The sequence below is a fragment of the Streptomyces sp. NBC_01006 genome (genome assembly GCF_045162725.1).
Taxonomy (GTDB): domain Bacteria; phylum Actinomycetota; class Actinomycetes; order Streptomycetales; family Streptomycetaceae; genus Streptomyces.
The window spans coordinates 4,012,930-4,027,384 of record NZ_CP108700.1; the positions used below are offsets into that span (position 1 = coordinate 4,012,930).

Here is a 14,455-nt window from a genome sequence, read left to right on the forward strand (position 1 = left end):
TTACGGCGCACCTGCGGACATAGCTCAGTTGGTAGAGCACCACCTTGCCAAGGTGGATGTCGCGCGTTCGAGTCGCGTTGTCCGCTCCATCGAAGAAGCCCCCGGTCCTGTGACCGGGGGCTTCTTCGTGTCTCAGGCCCAGGAGAGGCCGGTGAGCCGCTCGTACGCCTCGATGTACTTGGCGCTGGTCCGCTCGGCGACCTCCTGCGGGAGGGCCGGCGGCGGGAGTTCGCCCGTGCGGTCCCAGCCGGAGGCGGGGGAGGTGAGCCAGTTGCGGACGAACTGCTTGTCGAAGGAGGGCTGCGCGCGGCCCGGCTCCCACTGGTCGGCCGGCCAGAAGCGGGAGGAGTCCGGGGTCAGCACCTCGTCGCCGGCGACGAGGGTGCCCTCCTTGTCGAAGCCGAACTCGAACTTGGTGTCGGCCAGGATGATCCCGCGCTCGCGGGCGATGTCCCGGGCCCGGCCGTACACGGCCAGGGTGGTCTGGCGCAGCAGCGCCGCCGTCTCGGCGCCGGTGGTGCGCGCGACCTCCTCGTACGAGACGTTCTCGTCGTGCTCGCCGACCTCGGCCTTGGCGGCCGGCGTGAAGATCGGGGCGGGCAGCTCGGAGCCGTCCACGAGCCCCTCGGGGAGGGCGAGTCCGCAGACCGTACGGGTCTTCTCGTACTCGGCGAGGCCGGAACCGGTGAGGTAGCCGCGGGCCACGCACTCGACCGGGACCATGTCGAGGCTCTTGCAGATCAGCGTGCGGCCGGCCCAGTCGGCGGGGGCACCCTCGGGCAGGTCCGTGCCGATCACGTGGTTCGGGACGAGGTCCCTCAGCTGCTCGAACCACCAGAGGGAGAGCTGGGTCAGGACGCGGCCCTTGTCCGGGATCTCGGTGGGGAGCACCCAGTCGTACGCGGAAATGCGGTCGCTGGCGACCATGACGAGGTTGCCGTCGCCGCCGCGGTAGAGGTCGCGCACCTTGCCGGTGTGGAGGTGGACGAGGCCGGGCACCTGAACCGGCTCGGGCTTTTCGACGAATCCGGACACGGGGTCTCCCTGTGGTTCTGTACGAGCGCAGCCCCATTCTCCCGCACGAGGGCAGGTGCCCGGTTCAGGGGGTGCGCGGCGGGGTGCCCTGCGGAGTGTCGGCCCGGCTCAGTCCCGTTTGCAGATCCGGTCGAGGAGGTTGGCGGTGGCCCGCTGGACCCGTTCGTCGACGTGGCCGGGGCGGTCGAGGGCCGGGGACCAGGCGAAGGTGCCCGAAGCGAAGACCAGGGCGCCGCTCGGGGCCCGGTACAGGGAGGTCTCCTGGTGGCGCTTCGCGCCCTCGCTGTCGCGGTACGGGGAGTGCGCGAGCAGGATCCGGTCCTGGTGCTCGGGCAGCTGGGTGCGCGGGAAGTACCGGTCGGCCTCGCCGGCGACCAGTCCGGGGAGTTCGTCGTTCTCGACGGCGCCGGTGGAGTCCCAGAGCCAGTGCGTGGCATTGCGCACGATCAGGGGCGCGGGCTCGGGGACCCGCCCCGCGTACTGGATGCCGAGCAGCTGCTGCTCCGGGCGGTCGACCTCTCGCCAGAGGCTGGGGCGGCCGGGGCCGCGGCGTTTTCGGCAGGTGAGGAGCCGGTCGTCGACCCCGGAGGGGGAGGGGCCCAGCTCGACCTGCCAGTACATGGTGTTGGCGGAGAGGAAGACGAGCGAGGTGCCGTGGTCGCGGGCGCGCTCGACGGTGCGGCGCATGGGGGCCGACCAGTACTCGTCGTGGCCGGGGAACACCAGGCCGCGGTAGCGGGTGGGGTCGACGCGGCCGGCGTGCAGATCGCGGGTGTCGGCGTAGGCGAGGTCGTAGCCGTAGCGCTCGGCCCAGCGGATGAAGTCGTAGGCGTGCCCCACGTGCAGGGGCAGGCCGGCGCCGGCGTAGGGCCGGTCGAAGGAGACGGTGATGGCCGCGTCCTGCTCGCCGAGCAGCCGGCCCGCTTCGTCCCAGGCGTGGTAGAGGCTCGCGCCGGTGTGCCCGTCCTCGGGGTAGAGGTTGTAGGCCTGCCAGGTGATGTCGGGCAGCAGCAGGAGCAGATCGGCGGGGTGGTCGTCGCGGACGGTGAAGGGGATGTGGGACCGGTACCCGTCGGCGGTGGTGAGGACGGCGACGTACGCCCCGACGCTCCAGTAGGAGGGGACCTGCAGCCGCCAGGAGAGCCACCAGTGGTGGCAGGAGACGGTGCGGTCGGCGGTGAGGGGGGCCGGCTGGACGATGCCCGAGAGCCGGGGACTGGTGGTGATCTTGGAGGCGCCGTCGCCGCCGTAGTGGCCGATGCGGTAGACGTCGACGGAGAACTGCTGGGGCGGGTCCACGGTGATGTGGAAGTCGATGGCCTCGCCGGGTGCGACGGCCCCGGTGGAGGCGAAGCCCTTGATCTGCCGGTGCACGTCGTCGGCGGTGCGCGGGCCGCCGTTGCCGCGGGCGCGGGGGATCTGGCCGGGGGCGAGCGCCGGGTCCACGTACCAGGGCACGACCTGGCCGGTGTCGTCGAAGTACAGCTCGCTGCCCCGGAACCACGGCAGCGGGCCCTGGCCGAAGGGATCGGTCACCGCGTGCGCGAGCGCACCTGATTCCCAACGCCGGATCTGGTCCGCACCACCCATGTCGCTCCCCTCCCTCGCTCCCCCGAACGGTCCCTGAACACGCTGACACGGCAGGGTTTCAGGACATCGAACCGCTACCGGTCCCAGCACATCACATAACGCACTCATTCCGTCACCGTTCGCCACATCCGGAGGCGCGGAGTGCAGGGCCCGCCGGGCCGGCCGCGGGCGCGGTGGCGGGCGCGGCCGCGGTCGCGGCGGCCGGCCCGGTCAGAGCAGGCGGACCGGCTTCTCCGGGCGGACGCCGAGCTCCGCGAGCCAGTCGCGCAGGGGCTCCGGGTCCCCGTCCTCCACCAGGCTCAGCACCCGGGGGGCCAGGTCCGCGCGCCGCTCGCCGCCGACCAGGAGGACCGGGCCGTCCAGCCAGTCCAGCCCCGGCGCGGCGTCGGCCGAGTCGACGGCCGCCGCGCACACCATCGCCGTCACGTGGTCGGCGAGCAGATCCCGCCCGCTGCGGGGCGGCTGGAGCGGGAACAGCGGCACGGCGTCCGCCCCGCGCGCCACCGCGGCGCCACCGCCGTCCGCGCCTGCGCCGGCCCCTGCGGAACGTTCCTCCCTGGCCAGGTCACCGCTGAGCCGGCCGGCCAGCGCCTCCGCGGCCGCGCACTCCCCGGCGTCGTCCGTCAGGTGGCGCAGCACCCGGTCCAGCGTCGGCCCCGGGCCGGCCGGTACGGCGAGGGCGTCCAGCGCCACATGGAGCCGGGCCGCCTCCGCACGCCATTTGCGGTCCACGACCTCCTCCGGATACGCCGCCCAGTCCACCGGCGACCAGTCCGGACCGGTCTCGGCCGGACCGCCGTGGAACAGCCGGGCGGCGAGCAGCGAAGCCGCCTCGTCGATCACCCCGGGCCGCTCCAGCAGATCGCAGGCGGGCCGCTCGCCGAGCCGCGAGGTGAAGCCCTCGGCCAGCCGGTCCCGCCGGGACAGCTCGGTCAGCGCGGAGACCACCCCGGCGTCGAGGTGCGCCGGCCAGCGGCCCATCCGCCACGCGGGCAGCGCGACCCGGGTCAGCAGCCGGTCCCAGCCCGCGTAGGCGAGGCCGACCTGCTCCTGGGCGACGATGCGCAGCCCGTAGTCCACACCCTGTGCGCGATCCGAGGCGGCGGCCGCGACCCCGCGCTCCATCTCGGCGGCATCCGCCTGGCACAGCCTCAGCAGCAGCCGGGCCGGACGGCCGATCCAGCCGAGGCCGGGCCGGCTGCCCACGTCCACCGCGGCGTCGAGCCCGCGCACGAAGCCCCGGGCATCGGCTATGTCCGGATGCGCCGAAGGACCCGTACCGGCGACGACCGGCGCCAGGACCGCCCGCAGTTCGGCGACCCGCATCCACCACAGGAACGGCGAGCCGATCACCAGCACGGGAGCCGCGCCCGGCTCCGCCTCGCGCCCGCCCGATATGCCGCTGCGCCGGTGCGCAGCATGCGTACGGTCCTCCAGCCAGCTGTCGCAGTCCGGAGTCAGGGCTATCGCCGAGGGCGCCGGCACGTCCATCCGGTCGGCCAGATCCCGCACCATCCGGTACAGGTCGGGCGCGGCGGACTCCGGCAGCGGCACCGTCGGCGTCACGGCCGGGCTCGCCCGCAGCACCACCGCGGCGAACACCCCGCCGACGAGCAGCACCAGTACGGCGACCACGCACACGACGAGCGTCACCGCGGGCCAGGGGTCACCGGCCAGCCGGCCCGTCATCCGGGCGCTCAGCAGCACCACCGCGAGGGCGGCGGGCAGCACCCCGAGGGCCAGTGCCCGGCTGCGCACGCGCAGCACGGCCAGGGCCCGGGAACGCGCGGACGGCGCGCCCCCTTCCACGATCGAACCGGTTCCGGACACGGCCGGACCTCACCCCCTCTGCCCTGCGGCGGTTTTGCTCACTCCCCCACTGTGACACCCGCCACTGACACCGCAATGCCGGTGGGCCAAGTGCCGGAATGCTTGGCATCGCACCCTAGTTGGGGAGCGAGCGGCAGTCAGCCGGACCGGGTGACCATCACCCGATGGAATGGCTTTGGGTAAAGGTGGCTGCGTTCGAACGAGGCCGGATGCACTCGCGCCCGGACATGCGCGCGGGCCCGGGCGCACCTGGGTGCGCACCGGGCCCGCGGGGCGGAAGTCCCGCCGCTCGGCCTGCTCAGCGGCCTTCGGCCGCCTTGGCGGCGATGTCCGTACGGTGCTGGGAGCCGTCCAGCCGGATCCGCGCGACGGCCTTATACGCCTTCTCGCGGGCCTGTGCGAGATCGGAACCGGTCGCCGTCACCGACAGCACGCGGCCGCCCGCGCTGACGACCGCCTCGCCCTCGCGCCGGGTCCCGGCGTGCAGGACGTACGCGTCGGGACCGTCCTCGGCGGCCACCTCGGCCAGGCCCTCGATCGGGTCCCCGGTGCGCGGGGTCTCCGGGTAGTTGTGGGAGGCGATCACGACGGTGACGGCCGCGTCCGCGCTCCAGCGCAGCGGCGGCTCGGTGTCCAGGGTGCCGTTGGCGGCGTGCAGCAGCACGCCCGCGAGCGGGGTGCGCAGCCGGGCCAGGACCACCTGGGTCTCGGGGTCGCCGAAGCGGGCGTTGAACTCGATGACGCGGACGCCGCGCGAGGTGATCGCGAGGCCGGCGTACAGGAGCCCGGAGAACGGGGTGCCGCGGTGGCGCAGCTCGTCCACGGTCGGCTGGAGGACGGTCTCCATGACCTCGTCGACCAGCTTCGGGTCGGCCCAGGGCAGGGGCGAGTACGCGCCCATGCCGCCGGTGTTGGGGCCCTCGTCGCCGTCGAGCGCGCGCTTGAAGTCCTGCGCGGGCTGGAGGGGCAGCACGGTGACGCCGTCGGTGATGGCGAAGAGGGAGACCTCGGGGCCGTCGAGGTACTCCTCGATGACGACGCGGTCGCAGCCGAGCGCGTGCGCGCGGGCGGCGGCCCGGTCCTCGGTGACCACGACGCCCTTGCCGGCGGCGAGGCCGTCGTCCTTGACGACGTACGGGGCGCCGAAGGCGTCGAGGGCCGTGTCCACCTCTTCCGGGGTGGTGCACACGTAGCTGCGGGCGGTCGGGACGTCGGCCGCGGCCATCACGTCCTTGGCGAACGCCTTGGAGCCCTCCAGCTGCGCCGCTTCCGCGGACGGGCCGAAGACGGGGATGCCGGCGGCGCGGACGGCGTCGGAGACGCCGGCGACCAGGGGCGCCTCCGGGCCGACGACGACCAGGTCGGCTTCGAGTTCGGTGGCGAGGCGGGCCACGGCCGCGCCGTCGAGGGCGTCGACCGGGCGCAGCTCCGCCACCTCGGCGATGCCGGCGTTGCCGGGAGCGCAGTACAGCGCGTTGACGTCGGGGTCGAGGGACAGAGAGCGGCACAGGGCATGTTCGCGGGCGCCGCCGCCGATGACGAGGACCTTCACGCCCTGCAGCCTAGCCCGCGTGGCGCGATGCCCTTCGTGCGGCCACCCAATGAGACGGCCCTACTCGTTCGTATATTCCTCTATGACGGTGGCTCCGAGCTCGCGCACGATGAGGTCGTGTCCGGTCAGGGCGCTGTCGACCAGGTCCGGATCGTCCTCCTCCGGTACGTCGTCCTCGGGCGCGACCGGCGGCGGTGCCTGCCGTACGGGGGGCTGCGGCGCGGAACCGCCCTGCTGGGCCGGGGGCTGCGGCGGCTGGTACGGCTGCTGCTGCGGGGCGGGACCCGGCTGCTGGGCGGGGGCCGGGGCTGCGGGCGGCGGGTTGTAGGCGGGGGCGGCCGCGGCGGAGTACGAGGACGGGGCCGAGGCGGCTGCGGGCTGACCGCCGCCTCCGCCCACCACGGCGTCGATCTTCCAGTTGACCTGGAACTGCTCGGCGAGGACCGCCTTGAGCACGTCCTCGCTGCCGCTGCTCGCGAAGTTGTCGCGGGCTCCGGGGTTGGGGAAGCCCAGCTGGAGCGTCGTCCCGTCGAAGCCGGTGACCTGGGCGTTCTGGCTGAGCAGGATCCAGGTGAAGCGGCGGCGGTTCTTGACGGCCTCCAGGATGCCGGGCCACATCGCCTGGACCTGCCCGGCGCCGGCGGCCATGCCGGGCGAGGGGGCGGCGGCGGGAGCGGCTGCGGCCGCGGCCGCGGGGGCCGGGGCGGCCGGAGCCGGGGCGGGGGCGGCCGCAGCGGGCTGGCCCGAACCGGGCGCGGCGGCACTCGGCCAGGCACCGGCGGCGGGTGCGGGGGCCGGGGCGGGGGTGGCAGGGGCGGCGGCAGCGGCTCCCGGCCAGGCGCCGGGGGCGGCTCCGCCGCCGGGCTGCGCGGCCCCGGGCCACGCCCCGGCCGCGGCGGCGGGAGCCTGCGCGGGAGCGGGAGTCGGGGCGGGAGCCGGAGCCGGAGCCGGAGCGGGCGCCGGCGCGACTGCGGGATCCGGCTCGGGAGCCCGTACGACGCCGGCGGCGGCCCGCGCGGCGGCGACGCCCCCGCCGGGGCCTGCCGGGGCCATGCCGTGGGCCTCGGGCCCGGGCACGTAGCCCATGGCGGGCCCGCCGGCCGGGGCGACGGCCATGCCCGCGGCGCCGGCGCCGGGGGTGAACCCGCTCCGCTCCAGCCGGTCGAGCCGGGCCTGGAAGGACCGCTCGTCGTCGAAGGCGGCGGGCAGCAGCACCCGGGCGCAGATCAGCTCCAGCTGGAGCCGCGGCGAGGTGGCCCCGCGCATCTCGGTGAGCCCGGTGTTGACCAGGTCGGCGGCGCGGCTCAGCTCCGCGGCCCCGAACACCGACGCCTGGGCCTGCATCCGCTCGACGACATCGGCGGGGGCGTCGATGAGCCCCTTCTCCCCGGCGTCGGGCACGGCGGCCAGGATCACCAGGTCCCGCAGCCGCTCCAGCAGGTCGGCGACGAAGCGGCGCGGGTCGTTGCCGCCCTCGACCACCCGGTCGACGACCTCGAAGGCGGCCGCCCCGTCCCCGGCGGCGAAGGCGTCGACGACGGAGTCGAGCAGCGACCCGTCGGTGTACCCGAGCAGGGAGGTGGCCATGGCATACGTCACACCCTCCTCACCGGCACCGGCGAGGAGCTGGTCCATGACGGACATGGAGTCACGCACGGATCCGGCGCCGGCCCGCACGACGAGTGGCAGCACGCCGTCCTCGACCTTGGCCCCCTCGCGCCCGCAGACCTCACCCAGGTATTCGCGCAGCGTTCCGGGCGGCACGAGCCGGAACGGGTAGTGGTGCGTCCGGGACCGGATGGTCCCGATGACCTTTTCCGGCTCGGTGGTCGCGAAAATGAACTTCAGATGCTCCGGAGGCTCCTCGACCACCTTCAGCAGGGCGTTGAAGCCCGCCGAGGTGACCATGTGGGCCTCGTCGATGATGTAGATCTTGTACCGGCTGGAGGCGGGCCCGAAGAAGGCCTTCTCCCGCAGGTCACGGGCGTCGTCCACGCCACCGTGCGAGGCGGCGTCGATCTCGATGACGTCGATCGACCCGGGCCCGTTGCGCGCCAGGTCCTTGCAGGACTGGCACTCGCCGCAGGGCTCGGGAGTGGGACCCTGCTCACAGTTCAGGCAGCGCGCCAGGATGCGCGCACTGGTGGTCTTGCCGCAGCCTCGCGGCCCGCTGAACAGGTACGCGTGATTGACCCGGTTGTTCCGCAGGGCCTGCATCAGGGGGACAGTGACATGCTCCTGTCCGATGACCTCGGCGAACGACTCGGGGCGGTAGCGGCGGTACAACGCAAGGGACGACACGTCTACGAGGTTATCCGGGTCCACCGACAAAGACGCCCCGCCGACGGCCGCGCAGGCCGCCCCGGAACGCAAAGCGCCCCCCACGCACCCGCCAGAGCCCACTTACCCTTGCTGCCTTCCGGCCCTGGGGGAGTTGGGTGAGATAGCGCCACGTGAGGGGCTGGGCCCCACCCTAGCGGATGAAAGCCCCCGGAATCGACCCCGCCCCCGCCCCGGACCCGACCGGGAACCCGCCCAGGTCGCCGCCCGGATCCCCCGCCGGCGATCACGTTCGCGAGCACCCCTCAACGTCTTGTATTGTTTGCGGCGGAGGATTCGCCTAGTGGCCTAGGGCGCACGCTTGGAAAGCGTGTTGGGGGCAACCCCTCACGAGTTCGAATCTCGTATCCTCCGCCAGTGCCTCACCGGGCACGTTGTCGAAGGGCCCCACCGCTTGCGGTGGGGCCCTTCGCGTCTCTCCGTCTCAGTTTCCGTCTCAGTTGGGGTCTGCGGCCCCCGCAGCGGGGTCCGAGCCGGTGGCCGGGGCCGCCTCCTCGGTAGCGCCCCAGAGCGCGTCACCGATCTGCTTGGCGACGTTCTTCAGCATGGGTCCGGTCACGTGCATGTACCGGGCGCGCATCCGCGCCGAGCCGCCGGGCTCCCAGCCCATGATCGCGTCGACCACCACATCGGGGACTCCCAGAAGCAGGAGCACGGTCCCGGCGGTGTGGCGTGCGTCATGGAGACGGCCGTCTCGCACGCCCGCGTCGTCCAAGAGTTTCTTCCAGATCCTGATGAAGAAGACCCAGCCGACCGCAGGGACTCAGTCGTCATCGAGTACACCAGTGGCGACGCCGGTCAGCGCTGCACCGCGATGCGGGCCTTGGCTGGGACCGAGCACGGTGTCATCGCTTACACCCCGACCGGGATGGCGGTGGACTCGAACGACTGCCTCAGCGTGAAGCTCGGTACACCCTGATCAACCACGCTTCCCTGGTCTCATTCGGCCCCGTCCAGGGCTGTCCGGGCGGGGCCCCGCTGCCCGAACCGCCTCCGTGTTCCACGTGGGTCCCTCGACGTCTCCTGGCCAGCGTGCGGTGATCGTGAGGCCGCCGGGCCGCCTGAGGACCCGGCTCAGTCAGGCGCTCCTTCCGATCGAGCCTTCCTCGTCGACGCGGCAGGTGAGGCGAGCCCTGGTCGGGTCTGTCCAGCCGACAGACCCGACCGATGCCGTGTTCGCTGCGGACAGGAACGCCTCTGTTCAGGTGGTCGGATCGAGCTGTTCGGCGATGAGTTGGAGGATGTCGGGCCTTGTCATGCCTGTTCCTCTAGCGAGGGAAATGAAGTGTCGGCATGCGTCGATGACCAGGGCCTGACCGGAGGCTTCGGCGGTGACGACTGCGCCGCGTCCGGGGCGGAGTTCGATGAGCCGCTCGTCCCTGAGAATCTGGTAGCCGCGTAGGACGGTGTGCATGTTGATGTCCAAGGTGCGGGCCAAGGCGCGGGCGGAGGGCAGGCGGTCGCCCCTGCGGACCTTGCCGTCGGCCATGCTGCGGCGTACGGAGGCGGCGATCTGCTCCGCGAGGCTCTGGGGTGAGGACGGGTCGATGGTGACCAGCATGTCAGGGACCTTTGCGTCCGTGAGCCAGGAGATCGTTGGTGAGTTCAGCGGCGGTGCCGGCGTCGTCGATGGTGATCACGAACTGGTTGCCGCCTGTCAGGGTGAGCCATAGGGCGTCACCTTCGCGCAGCGATATGGAGCTGAGGCCCGGGTTCCAGCGGTAGCCCCATCCCCCGATCTCAGTGGGCCGGGTCCAGCGGGCGGAGGCGCTCTCGATGCGTTCGAGGGGAAATCGCCGGCGCAGGAAGGGAAGCACAGCGGAGCCGGCGGTGACGCCGTAGGCAGAGACGGTGACGCGGATGGCTCCGGTCGCCAGGAAAGCCGCGGAGACGATCAGGAGCCACAGGGCGATGGCCCTGTGCGGGCGGTCGACGACCGCGACGACAGTCAGGCCGACAGCCGAGACAACGCCGGTGGCGAGCATCCAGCCGCTGGCCAGGAAGCGATGCCAAACCATTACCGGGTGCGAAGCAAAAGGGCGGTTCATGCCCGCCTCCGGGAGACAAGCCAGACCACAGCGCCCACTGCTGCACCGACTGCGATGGCTACAGGCAGTTGATAGAAGGGCAGTTGGATGCCGTGTCCGTCGGAAACGCTGACGGCCCGCATGACGGCAACCAAGGCGTAGGCGGTAGCGGCGGACAGGCCGGAGGCGAAGACGGCCAGCGACCTGACCGTCGTCAGGGCCGACCTGGAGGAGAAGCCCGCGGCCATCGTGCCGACGGCTTCGATCACGAACAACAGCATGTATTGGCCAAGTGTTGTGGCGGGTGAGCTGTAGCCGTCGGCGGCGCCGTCGAGGGTGAAGTGAGTGGCGATCTTGTCGGGGAACGAGTCCCGGAGCAGCAAGAACGCGATTGAGGTGGCCAATGCCCCGACGGCGAAGGGCGCGGCGACTAAGGCCGCGCGTCGCGTGAGGCTGGCAGACGGCGCGGGATGCGTCGACATCGACATCGATCCTCTCTGTGGATCACGTCACTGGATTTGTTTGCATCGAGATAGAACAACCATATCGGTTGGTGATCCGTATGCCCAGGCTGCTGTCAGCTACACGCAACTGTGGGCACTTGGCTTGATCGCCTGACGTCGCCCCATAAAGAACGTTGCCCTGCCATCGAACACTTGTAGCTTTCACTCGTTCATGATCCACGGTTGCGATGAGTAACCACTGGAACATCACGAGAAACAGGGAGCTATACATGCACAGGCGCACAAGCGTCGCCATCGCCGCCGTAACCATCCTCGGGCTCGGCGGTGTCGTAGCCCAGCAGGCCGTGGCCACACCCGTAGCGAGCCAGGCCGGTTCGTCCTTAGCCTCCGCGTCCACCGCCGAGGCCGCCCAGGACGGCCGGGCCCTCTTCGAAGGCCTGGCCTTCGCCCAGGGCTCCGTAGCAGCAGAACTTGCCGACTCCGGCAAGTTCGTGGATGTCGCGGCGCTCCGCGAAAAGAACAGCACTGCCGAGCAGCGGCAGGCCGTATCCGGGGTCCTGGACCGGATACAGAGGGAGCGGCCGGAGTTCTTCGGTTCCTTCTCGGCGAAGCTTCGCTCCGGCGACCCGCGACAGGTGGAAAGCGGGGTCGCCGAGGCCGGCAAGATCCTGCAGTCGCTGGCATCGTCGAAGGCGGCCAACGCCGGCGACATCGGAACCGGAACCGCTCAGTGCGCGACCGTGGTGCTCGCCGTCAACGTCCTGGTCGCCGTGAACCTCGGTGGCGCGGTCAACGTCGCCGTCGCCGTCAATCTCCAGGCGGCGGGCAACATCGTGAACGCGCTCAACTTCTGGTCCTCGCCGGCCAACGGCGGGAGTTCCCTGACGAAGGACGAGCAGATCGCCGGGCTGACGCAGGTCCTGGCGGCCTAAGCGCGGCGCACAGCGGCGGGCCGGCCTCCAAGGCGCCTGGCGGCCGGCCCGCCGCCCCTCGTCCTCCGCTTCCCGCAGGCCACAAGGCTTCGCCGACCAGTCAAGGGCACGCCCGTCCCATGCGTCTCACCAACAGAATTCAGCTGCACTCCCACTCTCCCGACCACTCGGTCACGGTGCCCCGCACCTGGGTCACGGCGACGACCGCGGCTTGGGTCGTCATCTGCCTCTACGTGGCCCAGAGCTTCCTGCCGCACAACACCATCTCCCTTCCCGGGCAGGGCAAGACCCGGAAGGTGGCGACCGTGATTGCTCCCCAGGGCTGGGCCTTCTTCACCAAGTCCGCAAAGGACCCTCAGTACGCCCCCTACCGCATGACCGGCGGCCAGTGGCACAGTGCGGCGCTCACCCCGCACTCCAAGCCGTCGAACGCCTTCGGGCTCGACCGCGCCTCCAGATCCCAGGGCATCGAGGTAGCCCTGCTGCTCCACCAGGAGAACGTCACGTGGACCCTGTGCGCGGAAGCGCGTTCGGTGACGGACTGCCTGAAGAGAGCAGCAGCCCAGGCAACGGCGACGAGCAACCCCTCGCCGGACCCAACCCTGTGCGGACGCGCCGCCGTGGCGGAGATGCGGCCGGTCCCCTGGGCCTGGCGTCACCTCTCCCCTGAGCCTCACACCCCCGAGCGCATCGCTGTCTGGGATGTGACGTGCCCGTGAACCAACGACGCATCCCGCTGCCCTGGACCAACGTCTACGGCCTCGCCCGCACCCTCGTTGCCCTGGGCACCGCCGGAACCCTGGCTGCGTCGAGTGCCGAAACCCTGTTCCGGCCCGTGGCCACCATCGGGGACTACCCGGCCTGCACCTCCACCACCGCAGCCAGCATCTTCTGCCTTTCTCCGGACAACTACACGCACCTGACCTGGATCAAATGGGCGTGCGTCATCGCCCTCTTGGTCGTCGCATCGGGCTGGCGTCCCCAGCTCACCGCACTGCCTCACGCCTACATCAACTACAGCGTCTTCTCCGGCATCGCGATCGTCGACGGCGGCGACCAGATCGCCCTGATCCTCTCCGTCCTGTTCGTCCTCCCGGCCCTCGGGGACAGGCGGCGCTGGCACTGGGCACAACCTCAAGCGCGGACGCCGCAGACGCGCGCCACCCAACTGCTCGCGCTCATCGGCACCGGCGGCCTGGTCATGCTGCGCCTCCAGATGATCGTCGTCTACTTCCAGGCCGCCGTCGCCAAACTGCCCCACGGCGAATGGCAGGACGGAACCGCCATGTGGTACTGGGGCACCAACCTCGACTTCGGCCCCGCCCCATGGCTGGACACGCTTGTCACACCTGTCATTGGCACCCCGCTCGGAGTGGCGCTGATGACCTGGCTGCCTCTGGTTATCGAGGGCTCCCTCGCCATCTCCCTGCTGCTGCCGCAGCGCCTGCGATGGTGGGCCATGGGCGCCGGCCTCCTCTTCCACCTCTCCATCGCCCTGATGATGGGTCTGTGGAGCTTCGCCCTCGCCATGGCCGGAGGAATTCTCCTGCTGTGCCTGCCACTCGGCTCCACCCTCCAGTTCCACATCACCAAACCAGCAGTCCCCACACCCTCCACGCCCGAACAGGAGGCCGAGCCGGTGCACGTTGGCGAGCAAGCCGGGGCGGCCGCACTCCGACGGCGCGGGCAGATGGACGAGACGGGACTCACACAAAGTCGGCAGTAATGCCGACAGGAAGCCGCACACGAGGGTGCGCACGCCGAAGGCGGCGTCAGCAGCTCAGGAGGCAAAGGAGAATCCCTATGGCCGAACGTCCAATCCTGCTTTTCGACGGCGACTGCGGCTTCTGCACCAAAGCCGTCAACACCGCCGTGCGCCTGCTGGACACCGACGCCGACATCACCCCCTGGCAGTTCGCCGACCTGGACACACTGGGCGTCACCGCCGAACAAGCCGACCGCGAGGTCCTGTGGATCGAGCCCCGCACTGCGGTCGTGCACGGCGGCGCGGATGCGGTGGCCGACCTGATGAAGCAGAGCCCGCGCCGTTCCTGGCGGCTCGCGGGACAGACCATGGCAATGCCCCCGCTCAACTGGACCGCCCGGCTCGTGTACCGGGCCGTGGCCATGAACCGCCACCGCCTCCCAGGCGGAACGGCAGCCTGCTCCCTGCCCGCCCATCTGCGGCCCGCGACCCGTGACGGCGCCTGACACCACACTCGAGCGGGCTTGGGGGCACAGCCACCAGCCGATCGCTTGGTAGCCGGTCTCAGTTCTGGTCTCATTCGCCCCCATCCAAGGCTGTTCGGACGGGGCCGAGTCGAACGCTCCGCCGCAGGTCAGGACAAGTACGACCTCAGCCGGACGGGCGGACGAACATTTGGAAAGCGTGTTGGGGGCAACCCCTCACGAGTTCGAATCTCGTATCCTCCGCCAGTGCCTCACCGGGCACGTTGTCGAAGGGCCCCACCGCTTGCGGTGGGGCCCTTCGACGTTCCTCAGGTCTCGTTGTCCTGCGTCTTTGTCCGCAAGACCTTCTCCGCGGGCCCCCAGATGGCCTCCGCGATCTTCTGCGCCACGTCCTTCAGCATGGCGTCGGGCACGTGCAGGTACCGCGCACGCATCCGGGCAGACGTTCCCGGCTCCCAACCCATGATCTGGTCGATGACGCGGTCCGGAACCCGG

General features: G+C 71.4%; 13 protein-coding genes, 2 tRNA genes, 1 other RNA gene and 2 pseudogenes. 7 read left to right on the forward strand and 11 right to left on the reverse strand.

Annotation, left to right across the window (positions count from 1 at the left end; translation table 11 throughout):
* Positions 1-13: 13 nt before the first annotated feature.
* Positions 14-89 (forward strand) — tRNA-Gly (locus OG509_RS18265).
* A gap of 43 nt (positions 90-132) precedes the next feature.
* Here OG509_RS18265 and OG509_RS18270 read toward each other — a convergent pair.
* From OG509_RS18270 to ffs, 6 genes are all read right to left on the reverse strand, one after another.
* On the reverse strand, positions 133-1,035 hold the full coding sequence (locus OG509_RS18270; protein WP_406183560.1) for a phosphoribosylaminoimidazolesuccinocarboxamide synthase: 903 nt from the start codon (positions 1,033-1,035) through the stop codon (positions 133-135).
* 108 nt (positions 1,036-1,143) lie between these two features.
* Positions 1,144-2,625, reverse strand: a complete 1,482-nt coding sequence (locus OG509_RS18275; protein WP_030160156.1) for a N,N-dimethylformamidase beta subunit family domain-containing protein — start codon at positions 2,623-2,625, stop codon at positions 1,144-1,146.
* 210 nt (positions 2,626-2,835) lie between these two features.
* On the reverse strand, positions 2,836-4,455 hold the full coding sequence (locus OG509_RS18280; RefSeq protein WP_406183561.1) for a hypothetical protein: 1,620 nt from the start codon (positions 4,453-4,455) through the stop codon (positions 2,836-2,838).
* Positions 4,456-4,753: 298 nt separating this feature from the next.
* Positions 4,754-6,007 (reverse strand): phosphoribosylamine--glycine ligase, encoded by a 1,254-nt coding sequence (purD, locus tag OG509_RS18285; RefSeq protein WP_406183562.1) that lies wholly within the window; start codon positions 6,005-6,007, stop codon positions 4,754-4,756.
* Between the two features lie 60 nt (positions 6,008-6,067).
* A complete protein-coding gene (locus OG509_RS18290; protein WP_406183563.1) occupies positions 6,068-8,308 on the reverse strand; it encodes a DNA polymerase III subunit gamma and tau in 2,241 nt (746 codons plus the stop codon).
* Positions 8,309-8,374: 66 nt separating this feature from the next.
* An RNA gene (gene ffs, locus OG509_RS18295) (signal recognition particle sRNA small type) lies at positions 8,375-8,473 on the reverse strand.
* A gap of 143 nt (positions 8,474-8,616) precedes the next feature.
* Here ffs and OG509_RS18300 point away from each other — a divergent pair.
* Positions 8,617-8,704: transfer RNA gene (locus tag OG509_RS18300), tRNA-Ser, on the forward strand.
* A 79-nt stretch (positions 8,705-8,783) separates the two neighbouring features.
* Here OG509_RS18300 and OG509_RS18305 read toward each other — a convergent pair.
* A pseudogene (locus OG509_RS18305) lies at positions 8,784-9,074 on the reverse strand (site-specific integrase); the annotation flags it as partial.
* Here OG509_RS18305 and OG509_RS18310 point away from each other — a divergent pair.
* Entirely contained in the window at positions 9,027-9,266 is a 240-nt protein-coding gene (locus tag OG509_RS18310; RefSeq protein WP_406183564.1) for a hypothetical protein, read from the forward strand. The pseudogene OG509_RS18305 and the gene OG509_RS18310 overlap by 48 nt on opposite strands.
* A 282-nt stretch (positions 9,267-9,548) precedes the next feature.
* On the opposite strand, the gene OG509_RS18315 is transcribed toward OG509_RS18310, so the two are convergent.
* The 3 genes from OG509_RS18315 to OG509_RS18325 are packed head-to-tail and all read right to left on the reverse strand — an operon-like array spanning position 9,549 to position 10,856.
* On the reverse strand, positions 9,549-9,908 hold the full coding sequence (locus OG509_RS18315) for a GntR family transcriptional regulator (protein ID WP_406183565.1): 360 nt from the start codon (positions 9,906-9,908) through the stop codon (positions 9,549-9,551).
* A gap of 1 nt (position 9,909) precedes the next feature.
* Complete coding sequence (locus OG509_RS18320) at positions 9,910-10,395, reverse strand: hypothetical protein (protein ID WP_406183566.1); 486 nt, start codon at positions 10,393-10,395, stop codon at positions 9,910-9,912.
* Complete coding sequence (locus OG509_RS18325; RefSeq protein WP_406183567.1) at positions 10,392-10,856, reverse strand: DUF1648 domain-containing protein; 465 nt, start codon at positions 10,854-10,856, stop codon at positions 10,392-10,394. The genes OG509_RS18320 and OG509_RS18325 overlap by 4 nt, the downstream gene beginning before the upstream one ends.
* A 251-nt stretch (positions 10,857-11,107) precedes the next feature.
* Here OG509_RS18325 and OG509_RS18330 point away from each other — a divergent pair, with 251 nt between their 5' ends.
* The 4 genes from OG509_RS18330 to OG509_RS18345 all read left to right on the forward strand — a co-directional run bounded on the left by OG509_RS18330 (position 11,108) and on the right by OG509_RS18345 (position 13,981).
* Complete coding sequence (locus OG509_RS18330) at positions 11,108-11,770, forward strand: sporulation delaying protein family toxin (protein ID WP_406183568.1); 663 nt, start codon at positions 11,108-11,110, stop codon at positions 11,768-11,770.
* Between the two features lie 119 nt (positions 11,771-11,889).
* Positions 11,890-12,489, forward strand: a complete 600-nt coding sequence (locus OG509_RS18335; protein WP_406183569.1) for an SdpA family antimicrobial peptide system protein — start codon at positions 11,890-11,892, stop codon at positions 12,487-12,489.
* Positions 12,486-13,496 (forward strand): sporulation-delaying protein SdpB family protein, encoded by a 1,011-nt coding sequence (locus OG509_RS18340; protein WP_406183570.1) that lies wholly within the window; start codon positions 12,486-12,488, stop codon positions 13,494-13,496. The genes OG509_RS18335 and OG509_RS18340 overlap by 4 nt, the downstream gene beginning before the upstream one ends.
* A gap of 77 nt (positions 13,497-13,573) precedes the next feature.
* Positions 13,574-13,981 (forward strand): thiol-disulfide oxidoreductase DCC family protein, encoded by a 408-nt coding sequence (locus OG509_RS18345; protein ID WP_406183571.1) that lies wholly within the window; start codon positions 13,574-13,576, stop codon positions 13,979-13,981.
* Positions 13,982-14,268: 287 nt separating this feature from the next.
* On the opposite strand, the pseudogene OG509_RS18350 reads toward OG509_RS18345, so the two are convergent.
* Positions 14,269-14,451 (reverse strand): annotated as a pseudogene (locus tag OG509_RS18350) (site-specific integrase); the annotation flags it as partial.
* Positions 14,452-14,455 lie beyond the last annotated feature (4 nt).

Excerpts from the sequence above, each read along its gene's own strand:
- OG509_RS18345 (WP_406183571.1), top strand. The coding sequence starts at position 13,574 with ATGGCCGAACGTCCAATCCTGCTTTTCGACGGCGACTGCGGCTTCTGC.
- OG509_RS18275 (WP_030160156.1), bottom strand. The coding sequence starts at position 2,625 with ATGGGTGGTGCGGACCAGATCCGGCGTTGGGAATCAGGTGCGCTCGCG.
- OG509_RS18315 (WP_406183565.1), bottom strand. The coding sequence starts at position 9,908 with ATGCTGGTCACCATCGACCCGTCCTCACCCCAGAGCCTCGCGGAGCAG.
- OG509_RS18330 (WP_406183568.1), top strand. The coding sequence starts at position 11,108 with ATGCACAGGCGCACAAGCGTCGCCATCGCCGCCGTAACCATCCTCGGG.
- OG509_RS18310 (WP_406183564.1), top strand. The coding sequence starts at position 9,027 with ATGGAGACGGCCGTCTCGCACGCCCGCGTCGTCCAAGAGTTTCTTCCA.
- OG509_RS18320 (WP_406183566.1), bottom strand. The coding sequence starts at position 10,395 with ATGAACCGCCCTTTTGCTTCGCACCCGGTAATGGTTTGGCATCGCTTC.
- OG509_RS18325 (WP_406183567.1), bottom strand. The coding sequence starts at position 10,856 with ATGTCGACGCATCCCGCGCCGTCTGCCAGCCTCACGCGACGCGCGGCC.
- OG509_RS18335 (WP_406183569.1), top strand. The coding sequence starts at position 11,890 with ATGCGTCTCACCAACAGAATTCAGCTGCACTCCCACTCTCCCGACCAC.